This window comes from Collinsella sp. OM08-14AT (assembly GCF_003438115.1).
Taxonomy (GTDB): domain Bacteria; phylum Actinomycetota; class Coriobacteriia; order Coriobacteriales; family Coriobacteriaceae; genus Collinsella.
The window spans coordinates 156,298-175,041 of sequence record NZ_QSTE01000001.1 but is presented as its reverse complement, the minus strand read 5'-3'; the positions used below and the strand labels follow the sequence as shown (position 1 = coordinate 175,041).

Genomic DNA, 18,744 nt, shown 5'->3' with positions numbered 1-18,744 from the left:
CTTATACAAAAATGGCCGACTCATTGAGCCGGCCATTGTGGTTCCATTTGGAACGGCATCGCATCCAGAGTATACCGTTACTCGGTAACGATAACCTCGCGGTCCTTGTAGAAACCGCAGCTGGGGCACACGTGGTGCGGAAGCTTGACAGCGCCGCAACGGGGGCACGTGGACTGAGCCGCAGCCGAGATCTTCATGTTGGCGGAACGACGGGTGTGAGTGCGGATACGACCCTGCTTTTGTTTAGGTACGGGCATAGTGACCTTCCTTATGAACTATCCAGTGTGGCGATTACGCGCAAGTAGCGATACTACCACAGTTTTACTCGTCGAGCTTGAGATTCTTCAATGCTGCAAATGGATTTTCCGTGGCAGCGGCCCATTCTGCCTCTGCCTGGGCGGCGCAATCGCATTGCTCGACGTTGAGATTGCAACCGCAAGTGGGGCACAGGCCGCGGCAATCGGGCTTGCACAGAACGACAAACGGCGTGTCCATGACGACCGCGTCGTTGATGGGCTCACCCAGATCGACGATGCGGTCCTCACCCAGGAGCTCGTAGCCGTCCTCGTAGGCCTCGGGATCCTCGGGCTCCTCGAAGAGGTAGAACTCCTCGATCTCGCCGGCGATATCAAACGAGGCGGGCTCCAGGCAACGGTCGCACTCGCCGGTGGCGTGCGCGCGGACCATGCCCGTGAGCAAGACACCGGTACCGGCATTGGTAAAGACAACGTCGTAGTCGATGCCGTCCTGTAGCTGGTACTCCTTCTCGCCCACCGTGTAGGTGGCAACATCGACCTTGCCGGTCAGCGGATACGAATCACCAGGAAACTCGAGCTGCTCAGAAAGATCGACGGTAACGCTCGGGAACTCAGCCATTACCACTGACCATTCTGTTGGGCGGCACCCTCGTTGAGCTGCTGACGGCAACGGGTAACGGTGCCGGTCAGGCTCTTGAGGTTCTCCTCCAGGTGCGTAAAGACCTGCTCTGCGTAGTCCTCGGCAGCATAACGCGTCTCGCGCTCGTACTGCTGGGCACGATCGCGGATGTCGTCGGCCTGCTGCTGTGCCAAGCGGACGATCTCCTGCTCACCGGCAATGGTGAGGGCCTGCTGCTGAGCGTCGGCGATGATGGAATCGGCCTGAGCGGCGGCGGAAGCCATAAGCTCCTCGCGCTCCTTAAGGATACGGCGGGACTTCTGCCACTCCTCGGGATAGCTCATGCGGATCTCGTCGAGGATGTTGAAGAACACGTCGGCGTCGATGACCTTGAACTGAGCGTTCTTGCCGAAAGGCGGCTTGGCTTCCTCGATCAGCCCTTCGAGCTCATCGACCAAGCTGACGATCCTATCGCCAGGAAAATTCTCGCCCGGCATCCAGTCTCCTTTCATAGGTAACATATCATCGTGCTAGTTTACCACATGCCACCAGGCAATAAAAAACGTCACGAAAAGCGGTGTCTGAGCGCTTCGACCACGTTGGGCGGGACAAACGTCGATACATCGCTGCCGAGCGAGGCGATCTGGCGAACGACCGAACTCGAGATATAGCCGTACTGCGGCGCACTCATGACAAAGATGGACTCCAACTCGTTATCCAAGCGATAGTTGAGGTCTGCCTGCTGCAGCTCGTACTCAAAGTCGGTCATGGCGCGCAGGCCCTTGACCACGGCCCCCGCCCCCTGCTCGCGAGCGAAGTCGACCAAGAGGCCGGTAAAGGGCAGGACCTCGACGCCGTCGATATCACCGAGCGCCTCGCGAGCCAGCGCCACGCGCTCATCGAGCATAAACGTGGTGCCCACACCGTTTTTACCCTGCGACTCGGCGACAGCGACGATCACGCTGGGAAAGATGCGGCGGGCGCGGCGGATGACGTCGATATGGCCAAACGTGATGGGATCGAAGGTGCCCGGGACGATCACGCGGTTGATGGTGTCACTCATGGGCGTTCTCCTGAACCGTCATGGCATCGTTGTTGTAAGCATCGGTGCCGGCGCAATCTTCCTCACTATCGTCATCGCCGACCCAACGAAGCAGGTCGACCGAGGTAATGCCGTAGCGCTTCTCGCGCACGATCTCAAAGCCTGCCGGATGCGCGCCCGCATCGGCGGCGGCATGCTCAAACAGGGCATAAGCGCCAGGTGCAAGCAGACCCTGCTGAGCCAGGTTCTGCAGCAGTATCTCGACCGGCTCGGCACCAAAAGCATAGGGCGGGTCGAGCAGGACCAGATCAAAGGGGCCGCCCGGCACACGACCGCGCGAGGCGCTCGCCAGCATGTCGCCCGTTACCACGCGCCAACGCGCACGGTCACGGCAGAGCGACTCGATATTCTTGGTAATGAGCCGCGCGGCATTCCGATCGATCTCGAACGTCGTGAGTGAGCGGGCACCACGTGAGAGCATCTCTAACCCTAAGGCACCGGAGCCGCCAAAAGCGTCCAGCACGCGGACCTCGTCCAGATCGAAGTCGAATGCCGACATGACCATAGATGCGCATGCCTCGCGCACGCGATCGGTCGTGGGGCGGGTGACATCGCGACCACGGGGCTCCTCGATCTTACGACCGCGCCATTCGCCGCCGATGATTCTCATCCTCCGCTGACCTCCTTAAAAATGTGTCGATATCGCATGGCGACCGCATCGCGCAGGGGGCGCGTCGCCACGGAGTCAAGGTTGCAAGCATACCGCAAGAGCTCGACCGCGTCCAAATGGGCCCACTCGATCAGCTCCTCGTCGGCATCCAGGTCGACAAAGCGCAGAGTCACACCGCCATGCTGGCGGTACCCCAGGATTTCGCCCTCGTGGCGCAGACGAAGGTCCATCTGGGCGAGCGTAAAGCCGTCCGAGGTCTTTTCGAGCGACTGGAGACGCTCTTGCGCCGCCGAAGCGCCGCCGTTGCCCTTGGAGTGCGTCATGACCAGGCAGGTGCCCGACACGCTGCCGCGGCCCACGCGGCCGCGCAGCTGGTGCAGGGCCGCCAAGCCAAAGCGCTCACCGTTCTCGATGACCATGACGGTGGCGTTGGGCACGTCGACGCCCACCTCGACCACCGTAGTCGAGACGAGCACGTCGATCTCGCCGCGCTTGAAGGCATCGATAACCTGGTCCTTCTCCCCCGCTGGCATACGGCCGTGAAGGCGCTCGATGGCAAGACCCGGCAACGCCAGACGCAGGCGATCGAGCTCGGTCGCCGTATCGTGCAGCGGCACGGGGACCGTCACGCGGCCCTCGTCGTCGCGGGCGATACCGGGCACGTCCTCAAGCTCATCGACCGAGTCACTCGGCTCCACGAGCGGGCAAATCACGTAGGCCTGCTGACCCTTTTCATGCGCCTCGCGGATGGCGCCATAGGCAAGGTCGCGGCTCGACTCGGTAAGCACGCGTGTCATCACGCCAGCGCCAGGGACGGGCCGATGGCGGATGATGCTCGTGTCCAGATCGCCGTAGACCGAAAGCGCCAGCGTACGTGGGATGGGCGTTGCCGTCATAACGAGTAGATCGGCACCAACGCCCTTCGCACGCAGGGCGTTGCGTTGGCCGACGCCAAACCGGTGCTGCTCATCGATGACCACGAGCGACAGATGCTTAAACGCCACGTTATCCGAAAGCACCGCGTGGGTGCCAAAGAGGACATCGAGCTCGCCCGATTCCAGCTGGGCATGGATCCGCTCGCGCTCGGCCGCCGGCGTGGCGCCCGTCAGGAGCGCCCAGGTCATGCCAGCCTGCGAGAGCAAGGGGCCGGTCTTATCGGCATATTGACGCGCCAGCACGCCCGTGGGCGCCATAACGCAGGCCTGCGTGCCGCTATCGGCAGCCACAGCCAGCGCGCAGGCGGCAACAGCGGTCTTGCCGGTACCGACATCGCCCAGCAGCAGGCGGTTCATCACGCGCCCGCCATCGCACATATCGCGCAGGATATCTTGGAACGCGGCCTCCTGCTCGTCGCTCAGCGAAAACGGCAGGGCCTGCTTAAGCGCGGCCAGGTGCTCGCCCGCGGCGTGGGCATAGGGCACCACATCGACCAGGCCGCCGTCGTTGCGCAAGCGCAGCGCCAGCTGAAGGTAGAGGCACTCCTCGTAGGCAAGGCGTGCGCGCGCGATATCGCGCTCAGCCATGCTCGAGGGAAAGTGGATCGATCGAAGGGCACGGGCATGGCTCATCAGGCGACGTTTAACGCGTAAGCGTGCCGGAATGGGATCAAAGGGATTGCCGACGACCTCGAGCGCGCCGCTTACGATACGGCGCATCCATGCCTGACTCACGCCGTCACTCACGTAATGGACCGGCAGGATAGTGCCCGCGGCGCGCCCTTCCTCAAGCTTTTCAAAGTGCGGCGAGGCCATCTGCTTAAAGCCGTAGGCAAACTCGACCTTACCCATTACGGCCAGGCGGTCGCCCTGCTTAAGCTGCTGGGCAATCCAGGGCTGGCGGAAAAAGGCGACCTGCAGCACGCCCGTCTCGTCAACGAGTGAGACCTCGGTCACCTGCATGTGCGGACGAGGCTGCTTTTGGACGATACGGTCGACCGTGGCGATGATGGTACACACGGTACCGATGGGCGCCATCTCGATGGACCAGGAGCGCGTAAAGTCCAGGTATCGATGAGGGATATGGAGAAGGAGGTCCCCCACCGTCCGAATTCCCAGACGGCGAAGGGCCTCCTCACGTTTACCCGAAACATATTTGAGTCGCGCGATATCCTCGTCGAGCGCATTGCTCTGGGCAAAGCGCTCCGAGACGCGCGGCACGGAGCACAGTTCGGACATGGGCAGTTGCCTACTCGATCGAGAAGATCACGGGATAGAGCGGCTGCTCGCCACGATGGGCGTCAATCTCCAGATCGGGCTGAGCCTCCTCAATGGCATCGACAATCTCCTGGAAGGCCTCATTGGACAGTTCCTCGCCTGCCAGAATCGTCAGCGCGTCGCCCTCCTCTTCCTCCTGCATACGGTTAATGCAATCGAGCGTGACCTGCTTCACGTCGGAGCCGACCACATCAATGGAGCCGGCAATGATACCCATGACGTCACCGGAGTGAATCGGCGAGCCGTCGGAGGCGCTGGAATCGCGCACGGCACGGGTGACCTCGCCATCGCGAACCTCACTGATGGCGTCGACCATAGCGGCGACGGCATCCTCAAGCTCGGAATCGGGTAGGACCGCGAACAGCGCGGAGAAGGCCTGCGGAACGGTCTTGGTGGGAACGACGGCGACCTTCTTGTCGGTGCAGGCTGAAGCAGCGGCCTCGGCGGCCATGCGGATGTTGCCGTTGTTGGGCAGGATGATGACCGAGGTCGCGTTGACCTGGTCGACGGCGCCCAGCAGGTCTGCAGTCGAAGGGTTCATGGTCTGGCCACCCGAGACGATCACGTCAACGCCGAGAGACTTGAGGATGTCTGCCTCGCCGGAACCGGCGGCAACGGCGACAAAGCCCAGGGCCTTCGCGGGCTCGGCGGCCTTTTCCTGGTCCTCGTGGATCTTGGCAGTACGGTCGTGGGCCTCCATCTCCATGTTATGGATAAAGACTTCGTAGATCTGACCAAGCTGCAGCATGTGCTCGAGCACCAAGTTGGGGGTGTTGGAGTGCACGTGAATCTTGTAATCGGGGTAAGCACCCACGAGCAGCTCGCAGTCGCCCATGGAACCCAGGAACTTGAGGCACTCGTCCTCGTCAAAGGGAGCGTCGGCCTTAAAGAGGAACTCGTTGCAGTAGCGGAATTCCGAGCCCTCCCAGTCGTCGTTGGCCTCGATCTCAACACGACCAAGGGCCGCGTCGCGGGCAGAGCAGGCGGAATCAAACGTGGCGGAGAAATCCTCGACAACGGTGCTGCGGCCAAGAGCGGCGGCAACAAAGTTCTCAAGGAAAATAGCAAAGCCAAAGGCGCCGGAGTCGACCACGCCGTTCTCCTTCAGAACGGGCAGCAGGTCGGGCGTGCGGGCGACGGACTGGTAGGCCTCGACGACGATGGCGTCGAGCGCGTCCTCGGCCGAGAACTTCTTCTTTTCGCACTCGTCGGCCTTGGTCGAGACATCGCGCAACACCGTGAGGATCGTACCCTCGATGGGCTTACGGACGGCCTGGAAGGCAACCTTGACGGCACGACGGAAGGCGAAGGCGATGTTGGCGGACGTAATGGGCTCGTCGGCGGAGACAAGGCCCTCGGCCACGCCGCGCAAGATCTGCGAGGTGATGACGCCGGAGTTGCCGCGGGCGCCCATCAGGGAGCCGTGGGTGATGGCGCCGGCGATGGCCTCCATGTCGGCGTCGGCGGGAAGGGCAGAAAGCTCCTTGGTCACCGAGGCGAGCGTGAGCGACATGTTGGTGCCGGTGTCACCGTCGGGCACGGGAAAGACGTTGAGCTTGTTGATCTCCTCGGCCTTGTCGGAAACGGCAGCCGCAGCGATCGGAAAACAGGTGCGAATGGTCTTTGCAATCATGGGTATTTAAATCTCCGTTTTCGGATGCTAGTTCAGACGGCTCTTGAGCGCGTCGATATGGATGCCGATCTTAAGGCTGGCGGGATCGATCTGGGCGATCTCCTGCAGGGTGAAGGCAACGGAGCTCGAAAGATTGTGGCAGACGGATTTCATGTTGACGCCGTTCTCGAGCACGACGTGAAGATCGACCGTAAGGCCGTTCTCGTCGGCGGAGACAAGCACGCCCTTGCGGAGGCGCTGACCGGCAAGCAGGCGCACGCTCTCGGCGCCTTGGAGCTGCTCAGCCATACCGACGACGCCATAGCACGTCATCGCGGCATAACCGGCAATATCGGCAATAACGTCGTTCGAGACGCTCAGGCTGCCGTTAATGGTCTCAGACACAAGAATCTCCTTATCTGGTGCTCGCGGCACCATGTCGTGGGAGCAATCATTGCAATATTCTACAACGACCGCGCCATGTTGAGGTGGTGGGTCGCGGGATTACATCCTCGACACGAAATGTTGATATGGCAACGTTCGAGTCAAGTGGTCGCGGCATGAAAAAACCCGCCGCATAAGCGACGGGTTTTACAACCTGGCTCCCCGGGTAGGACTCGAACCTACAACAGCGCGGTTAACAGCCGCGTGCTCTACCATTGAGCTACCGAGGAATTTAAAAGCCCAGCGGAATGGGCTGAGAAATTCTGGCTCCCCGGGTAGGACTCGAACCTACAACAGCGCGGTTAACAGCCGCGTGCTCTACCATTGAGCTACCGAGGAATAGGTGCGTGCTCTCAAGCAACGAAGTTTATTATACGGACGAATCAGCTTAGGGCAAGAACTTTTTTAAGAAATTTTCTCGCCTTGATCCCTTGGGGACGGCCTAACTGCCGGCACCGGCAACGGAAACGCCGATGTTTTGACAATGCCAGACACTATGACCCAATCCAGGGGCACGGAAACGACAGGAGCCCCCGCTCGTGACCGCGGGTCGGGGCTGCGACAATGTTGTTGAAGTGCCAGAGGCGCAGCCGCGCCGCAACGAGGTTGGGAGGCTCCCGTGCCTAGATATTCTACCGCCTTCGGAATGGACGTACACCTCAGGTCCACCACCGTCTGCGCGCTCGACGCGGAGACGGGCGAGGCCGTGACGAGGAGGTTCCGCGGCAACCCCTGGGGCGAGGTCGCGGAGTGGATGTCGGGCTTCCCCGGCCCGTCGCTCGCCGCCTACGAGAGCGGCTACCTCGGCTTCGCCCCGCAAAGGGAGCTCTCCGGGCTCGGCGTCGACTGCGTCGTCGCGGCCGTCTCCAAGGTCCCGAGGTCGGCTGCCGACCTCTCGTCCAAGAACGACCGCAACGACGCGGCCAGGATGGCCAAGGCGATACTGTCGCACGACGTCACCCCGGTATGGGTGCCGTCCCCCGAGATCGAGGGCGCTAACACCTCGCCGCCGCCCACGACGCGGCGACCGCGAGGCTCGCGGCGGCGAAGCAGCGGCTCCTGGCGTTCCTAGCCCGCCGCGGCTATGTCTACGGCGGCACGACGCCGGCCGGCAACCCCCGGAAGTACTGGACGTACGGCTTCCTCAGGTGGCTCGACGGCATACACCCCGCCGACGACGGAGGCATCCGGGCGCTTGCGGCGCTGAGGAACGAGGTCGAGGCGGCCGACGAGACGAGGGGGGCCCTCCTCGCCGAATACAGGGCCGCCGTCGCGGCGGGCCCCCTCTCGGCCGAGGTCGAGGCGCTCCAGTCGATCAAGGGGTGCGGGTTCGCGCTCGCCGCCGCCTTCGCGTCCGAGGTCGGCGACTTCTCGAGGTTCCGCTCCGGCAGGCAGGTGACGGCCTACTTCGGCCTCGCCCCGAAGCAGAGGTCGAGCGCGGACTCCGTGCGCCTCGGCGGAATCAGCGGGGCCGGCAACGCGCTCGTCAGGAAGCTGGCTGTCGAGGGGTCCTGGTGCTATGCCCAGGCCGGCCACCAGCCGAAGCTGATGCCCAAGGGCTCCGGCGTGCCCCTCGAGATAAGGATGCACGGGAGGAAGGGGTCCGAGAGGCTCCTGCGCCGCCGCGAGGAGATGATCGCCCGCGGGATGCCGCAGGCGAAGGCGAACGCGGCCACCGCGGCCGAGCTCGTGAGGTGGCTGTGGGCCCTCGGCACGATGTGCCGGGAGGGCGCGGAATAGACATAAGCCCCCGTCCCGGCGAGCCGGGCAGCCTTCGGGGACACCCCCGTTCTCGCTGTGCGCGCGGCGGCCGCCGCATGCGCGAAGACAGACTAGGGGAACCCCGCCGAAGGAGAGGATTGCGGGCCGCCGGAGCGGTATCCGCGGATATGAGACTGAGCCGAAGGCGTCGATGACATGCCGGGGGCGGACCGGGACGGGTTTAACGGCAGGCCCCGCCGACCGATTGCAAGCGGTCGGCGGGGCCATTGTGGCCCTTGACAGTGGATTGGGTCATATGAGCGAGCGGGCACCAGAGCGAACAAATTGGCATGAAAAGAGGACGGCATAGACCTTCTGGTCATGCCGTCCTCTTTGAATGACAAGTTGTCGCTCTGGTGTCCGCGCAGCGTCGGCCAGTTACGGCGTTTGGTAAAACGCCGTAACTACTAAGACTCGATATAGTCCTTCAGCTTGCTGCTGCGGCTCGGGTGGCGGAGTTTGGCCAAGGTCTTGGACTCGATCTGGCGGATACGCTCGCGCGTGACGCCAAACTCGCGGCCGACTTCCTCGAGCGTGCGGGGATGCCCGTCGACAAGGCCAAAGCGCAGCTCGATAACCTTGCGCTCACGATCGGCAAGCGAGTCGAGCACCTGAGTGAGTTGCTCCTGCAGCATGGAGAAGCTGGCGGCATCGGGCGGAACGATAGCCTGGGAGTCCTCGATAAAGTCGCCCAGCTGGGAATCCTCTTCCTCGCCGATGGGGGTCTCAAGCGACACGGGCTCCTGCGAGATCTTCTGGATCTCGCGGACGCGGTCGGCGCTCATGTCCATCTCGGCACCGATCTCCTCGGGGGTCGGGTCGCGGCCCAGGTCCTGAAGGAGCTGACGCTGCACGCGGACGAGTTTGTTGATGGTCTCGACCATGTGCACGGGAATACGGATGGTACGGGCCTGGTCGGCGATAGCGCGCGTGATGGCCTGACGGATCCACCACGTGGCGTACGTGGAGAACTTAAAGCCCTTCTGGTAGTCGAACTTCTCGACGGCGCGGATCAGACCGAGGTTGCCCTCCTGGATCAGGTCCAGGAACAGCATGCCGCGGCCAACATAGCGCTTGGCGATGGAGACGACCAGACGCAGGTTTGCGCTGATGAGAGCCTGCTTGGCCTCGAGGCCGACATTCTCGATACGGGTCAGACGGCGCATCTCGGCACGCGTGAGCTCGAGCTCGCCTGCTTCGGCAGCCTCGAGCTTCTCGGTGGCCTCGAGACCGGCCTCGATCTTCATAGCCAGATCGACCTCTTCGGAAGCGGTCAACAGGTCGACCTTGCCGATCTCCTTGAGGTACATACGAACCGGATCGCCGGTCAGCATCACCGTGGAGGCATCGATGCCACGCACGCGGGAGCGTGAACGGGACGTGCGCACGGTGCGCTTCTTCTTGCTCTTGGAAGAACCCATCTCGGCGTCGGCCTGACGGGCCATCTTGAGCTCGTGATCGTCGAGCGAGCCGGAATCGTGCTCGTCATCGTCATCGAAATCGTCGGTATCGGTATCGTTATCGTCATCGTCGACGTCCATGGGGGCGTCGTCGTTACCGCTCGCGGAGATAATCTGGATGCCGCTGTTGCGCAGCGCGGAATACACCGCGGTGAGCTGCTCGTCAGAAACATCGATATCCTTCAGGGCGACCTGAATCTCGTCCTCGGTTACCGAAGTCCTGTTTGAGCCGTTGCCAATGAGCTTTGCAACGTAGGATTCCAGCCCAGTACCCGTGCTCTCAGTCTTTTTTGGCACAGATTCTCCCTTCATAGTCCACAGGACTCAATACTTTAGCACACACATTGACGTCTATACCCAAAAAGAGGACTGGATATAGGCGAGAATACGCTGGTTGACCACAACATCTAGGCCTGTTCGGTGCCTGCGGCCTCCAGGCCGATCAAACGGAACGGGTCCGCCACGCCGCCGATCGACTTTTGCAGTTCGCGCTGACGCTGCGAGTCCTGCGCGGCCTGCACGGTCAGCGCACGACGGGCCTCATCATCGAGCGAACGGTCCTGGCGCAGCTTGGCCTGTGCGGCACGCATGCGGCGCTTGATTGTGTAGAGCTCGAGCGTATCGAGCATAAACACGATGTTCGTCTCGGTGGGGTGCTTGCTCGTCGCCGAGATGCGCCCGGCACTCACAAGCGTTGCCGCCTCGGGACACACCGAGCGTGCCGCATCCATGCAGGCTGCAGGATCGGTTCCCGGCGGCGTTGCCAGCACGGCCCATGCGATGGACTCGTGACGTGGGTCAACCCACTCGATGGAGCAGATGCGGTCGGCATACGTGCGGAACAGGTCGGGGTAGCTCGTGAGCATGGTTAGCAGCTCACGCTCCCCCGCCAAGGACTTGCGCTCTAGATCTGTCAAAACCATAGGGGCCGAGGCGTCTGTCGGGGCACCGGCGGGCGTAGAGCCCATACCGTCAGGCACATCGATCGGCGGCAGGTCGTCGACGACCTCGACCGGCGCGGCACCGTAGGCATCGAGTGGGACGTAGTCGTACGGCTCTTCTTCGACCGGTGCGGACACCGGCGGCGTCGCGCCCGACGCCCAAGCACCACGAGATGTTCCCTGCGAACCAGACGACCGACCGCCCGCGCTACCAGATCGCTCAGCCTGCGCCCGCTGGCGTTCATAGTTCTGTTCGCGTCGGCGTTCCGCATCCTCGCGTTTAGCGACATCGCGAAACACGCGACCCGAACTCGCGCGCACCGTCTCCAAATCCAAACCCAGCAGATCGGCAATCTGGATAAAGTACGTATCGATCATATAGCTGTCACGAAGCGGATAGATGAGCGTGAGCGCATCCTCCAGCGCCTTGGCGCGACCGCCCGGCGTGGTGATGTCGCTCGACTCCTGCAGCGAACGGTACACGAAGTCCATGAGCGGCTCGGCGGCGTCAATGCGTTTCTGCAGCTCCTCTCCGCCGTGGGCCGTGATGAACTCCATGGGATCGTTGCCGTCAGGCAGCACCACGCAGCGCAGGTCCATCGAATCCTGCTCGATAAACTGAATCGCGCGACGGGCGGCCTTCTGGCCCGCGGCATCGCCGTCAAACATATACACGATGCGCTTGGCAAAGCGGGTGAGCGTCTTGACGTGATGCTCCGTGAGCGCGGTGCCCAGCGTAGCGACAACGTTTTTAATCCCCGCCTCCCAACAGGCGATGCAGTCGGTATAGCCCTCTACCACGATGGCGGTATCCTGCGCGACGATAAACTCCTTGGCCCAATTAAAGCCGTAGAGGTTTCGCTTTTTATGAAACACGCTCGTCTCGGCGGTGTTGAGGTACTTGGGTTGGCCGTCACCCATGATGCGACCGCCAAAGGCGATGTTGTGACCCTGCTCGTCAAAGATGGGGAACATCACGCGGTCGTAGAAGCGGTCGGCAAGCTGCCCGCGCCCTCGACTCACGGCAACGTTGGCGTCGATCATCTCCTGCGGAGTAAAGCCCGCCTGCGACAGATGAGCCACCAGCATATTACGACCCGGCGCAAAGCCCAGGCAGTAGCGGCGGCAGACGTCGCCACCCATGCCGCGGCTGGCAAAGTACTCACGTGGACGGCCATCCTTACCGCGCATAAGCATGGTGTGGTAGAACTGGGCGGTCTCGGCACACAGATCGTAGATGCGGGCACGCTTGGTACCGCGCTCGCGGCGATCTCCGGTGTCGTGCAGCTCAATACCTGCACGATCGGCCAAATAACGGATTGACTCGGGAAAGCTCAGGTTCTCGCGCTTCATGATATAGGTGAAGACGTCGCCACCCTCGCCGCAGCCAAAGCAATGCCACACCTGCGTGGCGGGAATAATGTGGAAGGACGGAGTCTTTTCGCCATGAAAGGGGCAGCAGCCCCAAAACTCATGGCCGCGGGGCTTGAGCTCAACCGTTTCCTGCACGATGGCGACTAAGTCGGACGCAGCGCGTACCTGGTCTTTTTCCTCATCGCTAATCACGGACGCTCACCCCCTGCTCGCCCAAGTTGTGACGAATATCTTCGATATTACCCTCGACGGTCGCGATCAACTCATCCAGCGAATCGAACACGCGCGACGGACGCAGCCAGCGCGTAAACGCCAGCGAAACGGAAGCACCGTACAGGTCGCCCGTATAACCAATTAAATTAGCCTCAAGATGCGCAGATGCCGCATCGTCGGCATACGTCGGCGGCAGTCCGACGTTAACGGCAGCAGGCCACACGATGTCGTTTACCAGCACCAGGCCCTCATACACGCCATCGGCAGGCACCTGAATGCCGTCGGGAACCTGTAGGTTTGCCGTGGGAAAGCCCATGCCAGAGCCCTCGTGGCGGCCGCGAATAACACCGCCACGCACCATATACGGGCGGCCGAGTAACCCAGCAGCAAGCCCCACATGGCCCTGTCCCAGCTCGTGACGAATGCGGGTGGCGCAAATGGCCTCGCCGCCCTCGCAAAGCAGGTCGTGACCATACACGTCAACTCCGCGCTCGGAACCCCAGGCGCGCATCTCGGCAACACCAGAAGCACCGCCGCGACCCAGCCTAAAATCGCTGCCAACGCGAATCGAACGAATGTCGACAACGCGTGACAACAGTGCGAGAAAACCGACATGGTCGAGCGCCGCAACCTCAGGCGTAAAGGGAACGGCCACCACTGCATCGACCCGGGTTTGAGCCAGGGCATGCAGACGGTCGGCCGTCGTCATCAATTTTTGAGCGGGCGAAGGGCTCACCACGACGTCCGGGTCGGGATCGAAGGTAACCACGACCGCCTTACAGCCATGGGCACGGGCATCACAGACAAGCGCTTCGATGAGTTCCTGGTGTCCACGGTGCACACCATCGAAAACGCCGATGGCGATGGAGGCAGCACCCAAGTGCTCGCACTCATCAAATGCATCGGCAGCAACGATGCGAGCCTCGTCCGACTCGCCCGCGAAAAAGATACGCGCGAGCTCGCGAGCGGACAACATCATCGAACACCGCCGATTGCCTGCGGAAACACGTGCTCCATGACAAAGCGGCCACTCTCAATGCGGGCGAGCGCCTTGAGTCCCCCATCGAGCACCAACGCAAACGGCGCCTTCGAGGCATCGAAATCCGCAAGCGCACGCTCAACGGGAATGCGTCGGCCGCAGAGCAGGTCATCGGCAAGATTGCCAGGCAAGTCAACACGCGTGGCGCCCAGGGCAGCAATGGGATCCAGGGCAAAGCCAGGCGCGGACTCGGGGGAAAGTTCCTCGACCGCATGACAAGCGCCAATGGAAACAACACCGGAGGCCGTGCGGCGCAACGCGGAAATGTGCGCGGCGCTCTCACAGGCGCGGCCCAAGTCTCGAGCGAGCGCACGGATATAGGTGCCCTTGCTCACCGAGAACGCCACGGTCCACACACACGTATCACCTTCGCCGCCCACGGCGATCAGGTCGGCGGCATAGACCTCGACGGGGCGCGGAGGCAGGTCCACCGCATTGCCCTCGCGAGCAGACTTGTAGGCGCGAACGCCATTGACCGAGATAGCCGAAAACGCCGGCGGCACCTGCATCTGCGGACCCAGCATGGCCGCCAAGCGCTCACGGGCATAGGCAGGATCGCGCAGCTCGTTGGCAATAGCCACCGTGCGGACCGCCTCGCCCTCCGCATCATCGGTATTGGTCTCGGCGCCAAACGAGATGTCGGCGACATAGCTTTTGGTATCGAGGGTTAGCATGCCCAGCAAACGAGTAGCCTGGCCAACACCCACCACCATGACACCCGATGCCATGGGGTCGAGCGTGCCGGCATGGCCGACGCGACGCTCATGGAGGGCGCGCCGACATTGCGAGACCACATCGTGGGACGTGCAGCTCACCGGCTTATCGACGGCGAGCAGCATATTCAGTTGAGAAGGCGTACGACGAGCCATGTACCATCCAAAAAGTTAAAGCTCGACGGTCACCGAAGCGGGATCCTCCCCTACCAGTTCGGCCAGCATGGGAAGTGCCACGGTGAGCGTCTCGAGAATCGTTCCGTTGTTGGAGAAACCGGCGGCAGCGGGATGTCCGCCTCCGCCAAAGGCAGCAGCGATCTCGGACACGTTGAGGTCGCCCTTGGAGCGCAGGTTGCCGCGCACCTTGGTATCGCCCTCAATGCCCTTCAGGAACAGGCAGACTTCGACGCCCATCACCGAGCGAACCACATCGACCAGGCCGTCGCACTCATCCGAGGTGACACCGCAGGCCTCAAGGTCACTCTGGTACGCGTAGCTATACGCGACGCGCCCGTGGGCCACCGTCTTAATGCGGCCCATAACGATGGACTTGAGGTGCAAAAATTCAACGCGCATGCTCTGGTAGACCTCGAGTGCCACACGCGCCGGATCGGCACCGTGGGCAACCAGACGCGAGGCTGCATGGAACGCGGCGGCATCGGCGTTTTGGTACTGAAAACGGCCGGTATCGGTAACCAAGCCACACAGCAGGCAGGTAGCAACGCCATCACGTGCGACAATGCCGCAATTGTCCAAGAAGCGGTCGATGATCATGGCGCAGGCTGCAGCTTCGACGCGCCTCAGGCTGAGCTCGGCAAACTCCTCACGCGCCGGATGGTGATCGAAGCACACCACATGCTTGGAGCGACGAAGCACCTCGGCGGAATTATTGAGACGCTCGACGACCGGCACGTCCACCGAGATGAACAGGTCCGGATTGCCGGTGTACGCAGATGCCGGCACCAGGCGATCGGAGCCTTCCATAAAGCGGTAGATACGCGGAACCGGATCATCGTCTGCCAGCAGCAGGGCAATGTCCTTGTTGGGGAAAAACTTCATGAGCGAAAGGCCCAGACCCAAAACGGAGCCCAAGGCATCGCCATCGGGAGAAGTATGTCCCGAAATCGCAATGGAGGACGCACCCTCGATGAGCTCGAGGATGCGTCGCTGAATATCTGCAGACTCGCACGAGGCGAGGTCGGCGGAATTAGTCATCTAAAGCTGCCTCCTGGGCGGCATCCGCTATCGGATAGCCGTCCTCGTCCTTTTCGATCGCAAGCGTGGCGGGAACGTTTTCCAGCGCACGCGTGATACGCTCGGCCTCATCGGTCGAGCGATCGATGCGAAAATCGAGCTCGGGCGTAACACGCCAATCGAGCGAGCGAGCCAACAGGCTGCGAATACGGCCCTTAGCGCTTGCGAGCGCCTCCAAGACCTCGTCGTAGCGGCTCGCATCGCACGACACGTACACGCGCGCGAACGAACGGTCCACCGCGACCTCGACCGCGGTCAAAGTAACCAGGTCGAGACGCGGATCGGAAACCTCAAAGAGCAGGATATAACCGAGCTTCTCGCGAAGCTGCTCGCCCAGACGGCGGGTTGCCTGCGTTTGCTTCATAGCGCTACCCCCTACTCGGTACGGGCAACCTGGTCGATACGGTAACCCTCGATCTGGTCGCCGGGCTTGATGTCCTGGAAGTTCTCCAGGCCAATGCCGCCCTCGGAACCGCTCTTGAGGCTCTTGGCCTCGTCCTTGTAGTGACGCATCGAGGCGATCTTGCCGTTGAAGACCACGATGCCGTCGCGCACCAGACGCACGGAATCGGTCGCGGCGATCTCGCCCTCTTCGACGCGGACACCGGCGGCGATACCGACTTTAGGCACCTTGAAGGTGTCCAGGACGGTCGCGGTACCCGTGGAGACCTCGACCTCGGTGGGCTTGAGCATGCCGATACGGGCAGCGTCGAGCTCCTCGAGGCACTTGTAGATGACGTCGTAGCAACGGATCTCGACGCCCTCGCGCTCGGCGGCGGAACGCGCCTTACCGTCGGGGCGGACACCAAAGCCGATGATGATGGCGTTGGAGGCGTCGGCCAGGACGACGTCGGTCTCGTTGATGGCACCAACGGCGGAGTGGATCGTGTTGATGCGAACCTCGGACTGATCCATCTTGTCGAGCGAGTCCTGAAGGGCCTCGATGGAACCCTGGACGTCGGCCTTGATGATCAGGTTGAGCTCCTTGACCTCGGCGTCGGCAATGGTCTCGAAGAGGTTCTCGAGCGTGACGTGCTTGACGCGGCTCTGCTCCTCGATACGGGCCTTGAGTGAACGCTCATCGGCCAGGGCGCGAGCCTCGCGCTCGTCCTCGAAAACGCGGAACTCGTCGCCGGCGTTGGGCACGGACTGCAGGCCCAGGATCTCGACGGCGTCGGAAGGACCGGCCTCGGTGACGGCGTTGCCCTTGGGATCGAGCATGGCGCGGACGCGACCGTAGGTAAGGCCGGCGACCAGCGTATCGCCCACGTGCAGGGTACCGCGGGTCACGAGCACCGTGGCAACCGAACCGCGGCCCTTGTCGAGCTTAGCCTCGAGGACGTTACCGGAGGCAAAAGTGTCGGGGTTGGCCTTGAGCTCGAGCACGTCGGCCTGGAGCAGCACGGTCTCGAGCAGGTCGTCGATACCGATCTTCTGCTTGGCCGAGATGTTGACGAACATGTTCTGTCCGCCCCACTCCTCGGGGATGATGCCGTACTCGGTGAGCTCCTGGCGCACGCGGTCGGGGTTGGCACCCGGCTTATCGATCTTGTTGACGGCGACGACGATGGGTACGCCGGCGGCCTTGGCGTGATTGATCGACTCGATGGTCTGGGGCATGACGCCGTCGTCGGCGGCCACGATCAGAATGACGATGTCGGTCACCTTGGCACCACGGGCACGCATGGCCGTAAAGGTGGCATGACCCGGGGTATCGATGAAGGTGATCTTGCGGTCGTTGATCATGACCTGCGAAGCGCCGATGGCCTGCGTAATGCCGCCCGCCTCGCCGGCAGCAACGCCGGTGTGACGGATGGCGTCGAGCAGCGACGTCTTGCCGTGGTCGACGTGGCCCATGACGGTGACGACCGGTGCGCGCGGCTTAAGGTCGGCGGGATCGTCGTAGAACGAGAAGGTATTCTCCTCCTCGGGGGTAATGATCTTGATCTGACGACCCAGGTCGTCGGCAACGAGCTCGACAAGGTCATCGGACATGGACTGCGTCATGGTGAGCGGCGTGCCCAGCAGGAACAGGCGCTTGATGATGTCGTTGGCCGGAACGTCGAGTGCCTCGGCGAGTTCCTGGACGGTAACGCCCTGGGAGACCTTGATGGCGTCGAGCTCCTCGGGGTTCACGCCCTGGGCCAGCGCCTCCTCTATCTTGCGCTCCTCCTGAGCCTTGGCAGCCTCGCGCTCGCGCTTCTCCTTGCGCTTCTTGCGGCGACCGGTGGACTCACGAGAGGCCTCCTCGACGGCAGCACGAGCCTCCTCGAGCACCTTCTCGCGGCTGTACTCCTCGGCCTCACGAGCCATGCGGCTGTAGTGGTCCTCTTCGTTGTTGTGACCGCCCTTGCGCTTCTTGCCCTTGCCCTGCTTATCGGGGTTGGGGAAGTCCATGCCGGCAGCGACGTTGTTGCTGGCGTTGGTGCGATGGCTGTGCGGACGGCTCTCGGAGGCGTTGCGCTCGGAGTTGTTGTCGGAAGCGTTGCGATCGTTACGACGGCCACCGCGGCGGTCGTTGTTGCCGCCACGACGGTTACCGCGCTCGGCGGCGCGCTCGGCCTTGGCCTTGTCCTCGGCGTCCTTCTTCTCCTTGAGCACGGTCTCCTGTGCAGCGATCTGGTCGAGCAGCGAACGGAAGCGCGAACCGGAGTCGGAAGCGGGAACGGCGCGGCGCTGGGCCTCGCGGGCAGCCTCCTCCTTCTCGCGAGCAAGGCGCTCCTGCTCGGCCTTCTTCTTGGCCTCGGCCTCGGCGCGGGCAGCCTCCTCGGCAGCCTGGGCGGCGGCAAACTGGCGGCGCTCCTCCTCGCGTGCCTTCTCGGCGGCGATGCGCTCGCGCTCGGCCTCGGCGGCGCGAGCGGCTTCCTCGGCGGCAGCTGCCTGCTCCTCGGCCTGCTTGGCGGCCTCGACTTCCTGAGCGCGGGCCTCGATCACCGAGGCGAGCTGCTTGCGGACCATGGCGACATAGGCGTCCTCCAAGGTGGAGGAAGCGGACTTAGCGGGAATCTTCATATCGGCGAGATGACCCATCAGTTCCTTGGAGGTCATGCCGAACTCTTTGGCCAGGGTGGACACACGGACTTTTGCCATATGACTTCACCTACCCTTTCTGGCACCTTGGGTGCCTAGAGA

At 62.6% G+C, this 18,744-nt stretch carries 17 protein-coding genes and 2 tRNA genes; 2 read left to right on the top strand and 17 right to left on the bottom strand.

What is annotated here, in order from left to right; all coding sequences use genetic code 11:
- Nucleotides 1-77: 77 nt before the first annotated feature.
- The 10 genes from rpmF to DXC18_RS00705 all read right to left on the bottom strand — a co-directional run bounded on the left by rpmF (nt 78) and on the right by DXC18_RS00705 (nt 7,196).
- Entirely contained in the window at nt 78-257 is a 180-nt protein-coding gene (gene rpmF / locus DXC18_RS00750; protein ID WP_022094017.1) for a 50S ribosomal protein L32, read from the bottom strand.
- Nucleotides 258-321: 64 nt separating this feature from the next.
- On the bottom strand, nt 322-876 hold the full coding sequence (locus DXC18_RS00745; RefSeq protein ID WP_055309521.1) for a DUF177 domain-containing protein: 555 nt from the start codon (nt 874-876) through the stop codon (nt 322-324).
- Nucleotides 876-1,373 carry an ATPase gene (locus DXC18_RS00740; RefSeq protein ID WP_040358176.1) on the bottom strand — a complete coding sequence of 166 codons (498 nt, stop codon included), beginning with the start codon at nt 1,371-1,373 and terminating at the stop codon, nt 876-878. The genes DXC18_RS00745 and DXC18_RS00740 overlap by 1 nt, the downstream gene beginning before the upstream one ends.
- Before the next feature lie 68 nt (nt 1,374-1,441).
- Complete coding sequence (coaD, locus tag DXC18_RS00735; RefSeq protein ID WP_117716044.1) at nt 1,442-1,939, bottom strand: pantetheine-phosphate adenylyltransferase; 498 nt, start codon at nt 1,937-1,939, stop codon at nt 1,442-1,444.
- Nucleotides 1,932-2,588, bottom strand: coding sequence for a 16S rRNA (guanine(966)-N(2))-methyltransferase RsmD (gene rsmD, locus DXC18_RS00730; RefSeq protein WP_117716043.1), 657 nt, complete (start codon nt 2,586-2,588; stop codon nt 1,932-1,934). Before rsmD ends, coaD begins: the two co-directional genes overlap by 8 nt.
- Nucleotides 2,585-4,762: an ATP-dependent DNA helicase RecG gene (gene recG / locus DXC18_RS00725; protein WP_117716042.1), complete on the bottom strand. Its 2,178-nt coding sequence runs from the start codon at nt 4,760-4,762 to the stop codon at nt 2,585-2,587. Before recG ends, rsmD begins: the two co-directional genes overlap by 4 nt.
- Before the next feature lie 10 nt (nt 4,763-4,772).
- On the bottom strand, nt 4,773-6,434 hold the full coding sequence (locus tag DXC18_RS00720; RefSeq protein ID WP_117564154.1) for a DAK2 domain-containing protein: 1,662 nt from the start codon (nt 6,432-6,434) through the stop codon (nt 4,773-4,775).
- Between the two features lie 27 nt (nt 6,435-6,461).
- A complete protein-coding gene (locus tag DXC18_RS00715) occupies nt 6,462-6,851 on the bottom strand; it encodes an Asp23/Gls24 family envelope stress response protein (RefSeq protein WP_187361832.1) in 390 nt (129 codons plus the stop codon).
- A gap of 161 nt (nt 6,852-7,012) precedes the next feature.
- Nucleotides 7,013-7,087 (bottom strand) — tRNA-Asn (locus DXC18_RS00710).
- A gap of 34 nt (nt 7,088-7,121) precedes the next feature.
- Nucleotides 7,122-7,196 (bottom strand) — tRNA-Asn (locus tag DXC18_RS00705).
- 307 nt (nt 7,197-7,503) lie between these two features.
- Between DXC18_RS00705 and DXC18_RS00700 the strand changes: the two genes are divergently transcribed.
- Entirely contained in the window at nt 7,504-7,929 is a 426-nt protein-coding gene (locus DXC18_RS00700; protein WP_117716041.1) for a transposase, read from the top strand.
- A complete protein-coding gene (locus tag DXC18_RS10615; protein WP_199412166.1) occupies nt 7,917-8,597 on the top strand; it encodes a transposase in 681 nt (226 codons plus the stop codon). The genes DXC18_RS00700 and DXC18_RS10615 overlap by 13 nt, the downstream gene beginning before the upstream one ends.
- 428 nt (nt 8,598-9,025) lie before the next feature.
- Here DXC18_RS10615 and rpoD read toward each other — a convergent pair whose 3' ends face one another.
- The 7 genes from rpoD to infB all read right to left on the bottom strand — a co-directional run bounded on the left by rpoD (nt 9,026) and on the right by infB (nt 18,702).
- Nucleotides 9,026-10,375, bottom strand: coding sequence for an RNA polymerase sigma factor RpoD (gene rpoD, locus DXC18_RS00690; protein WP_117716039.1), 1,350 nt, complete (start codon nt 10,373-10,375; stop codon nt 9,026-9,028).
- 110 nt (nt 10,376-10,485) lie between these two features.
- Complete coding sequence (gene dnaG, locus DXC18_RS00685) at nt 10,486-12,585, bottom strand: DNA primase (RefSeq protein WP_117716038.1); 2,100 nt, start codon at nt 12,583-12,585, stop codon at nt 10,486-10,488.
- The gene (ribF, locus tag DXC18_RS00680; protein ID WP_233508960.1) at nt 12,578-13,585 is read right to left on the bottom strand and encodes a riboflavin biosynthesis protein RibF; all 1,008 of its coding nucleotides are present in this window, start codon (nt 13,583-13,585) and stop codon (nt 12,578-12,580) included. The genes dnaG and ribF overlap by 8 nt, the downstream gene beginning before the upstream one ends.
- On the bottom strand, nt 13,582-14,514 hold the full coding sequence (gene truB, locus DXC18_RS00675) for a tRNA pseudouridine(55) synthase TruB (RefSeq protein WP_117716037.1): 933 nt from the start codon (nt 14,512-14,514) through the stop codon (nt 13,582-13,584). The genes ribF and truB overlap by 4 nt, the downstream gene beginning before the upstream one ends.
- Before the next feature lie 15 nt (nt 14,515-14,529).
- Nucleotides 14,530-15,573, bottom strand: a complete 1,044-nt coding sequence (locus tag DXC18_RS00670; RefSeq protein WP_099431635.1) for a bifunctional oligoribonuclease/PAP phosphatase NrnA — start codon at nt 15,571-15,573, stop codon at nt 14,530-14,532.
- Nucleotides 15,566-15,976, bottom strand: coding sequence for a 30S ribosome-binding factor RbfA (gene rbfA / locus DXC18_RS00665; RefSeq protein WP_117637767.1), 411 nt, complete (start codon nt 15,974-15,976; stop codon nt 15,566-15,568). The genes DXC18_RS00670 and rbfA overlap by 8 nt, the downstream gene beginning before the upstream one ends.
- An 11-nt stretch (nt 15,977-15,987) precedes the next feature.
- On the bottom strand, nt 15,988-18,702 hold the full coding sequence (gene infB, locus DXC18_RS00660; RefSeq protein WP_117716036.1) for a translation initiation factor IF-2: 2,715 nt from the start codon (nt 18,700-18,702) through the stop codon (nt 15,988-15,990).
- Nucleotides 18,703-18,744 lie beyond the last annotated feature (42 nt).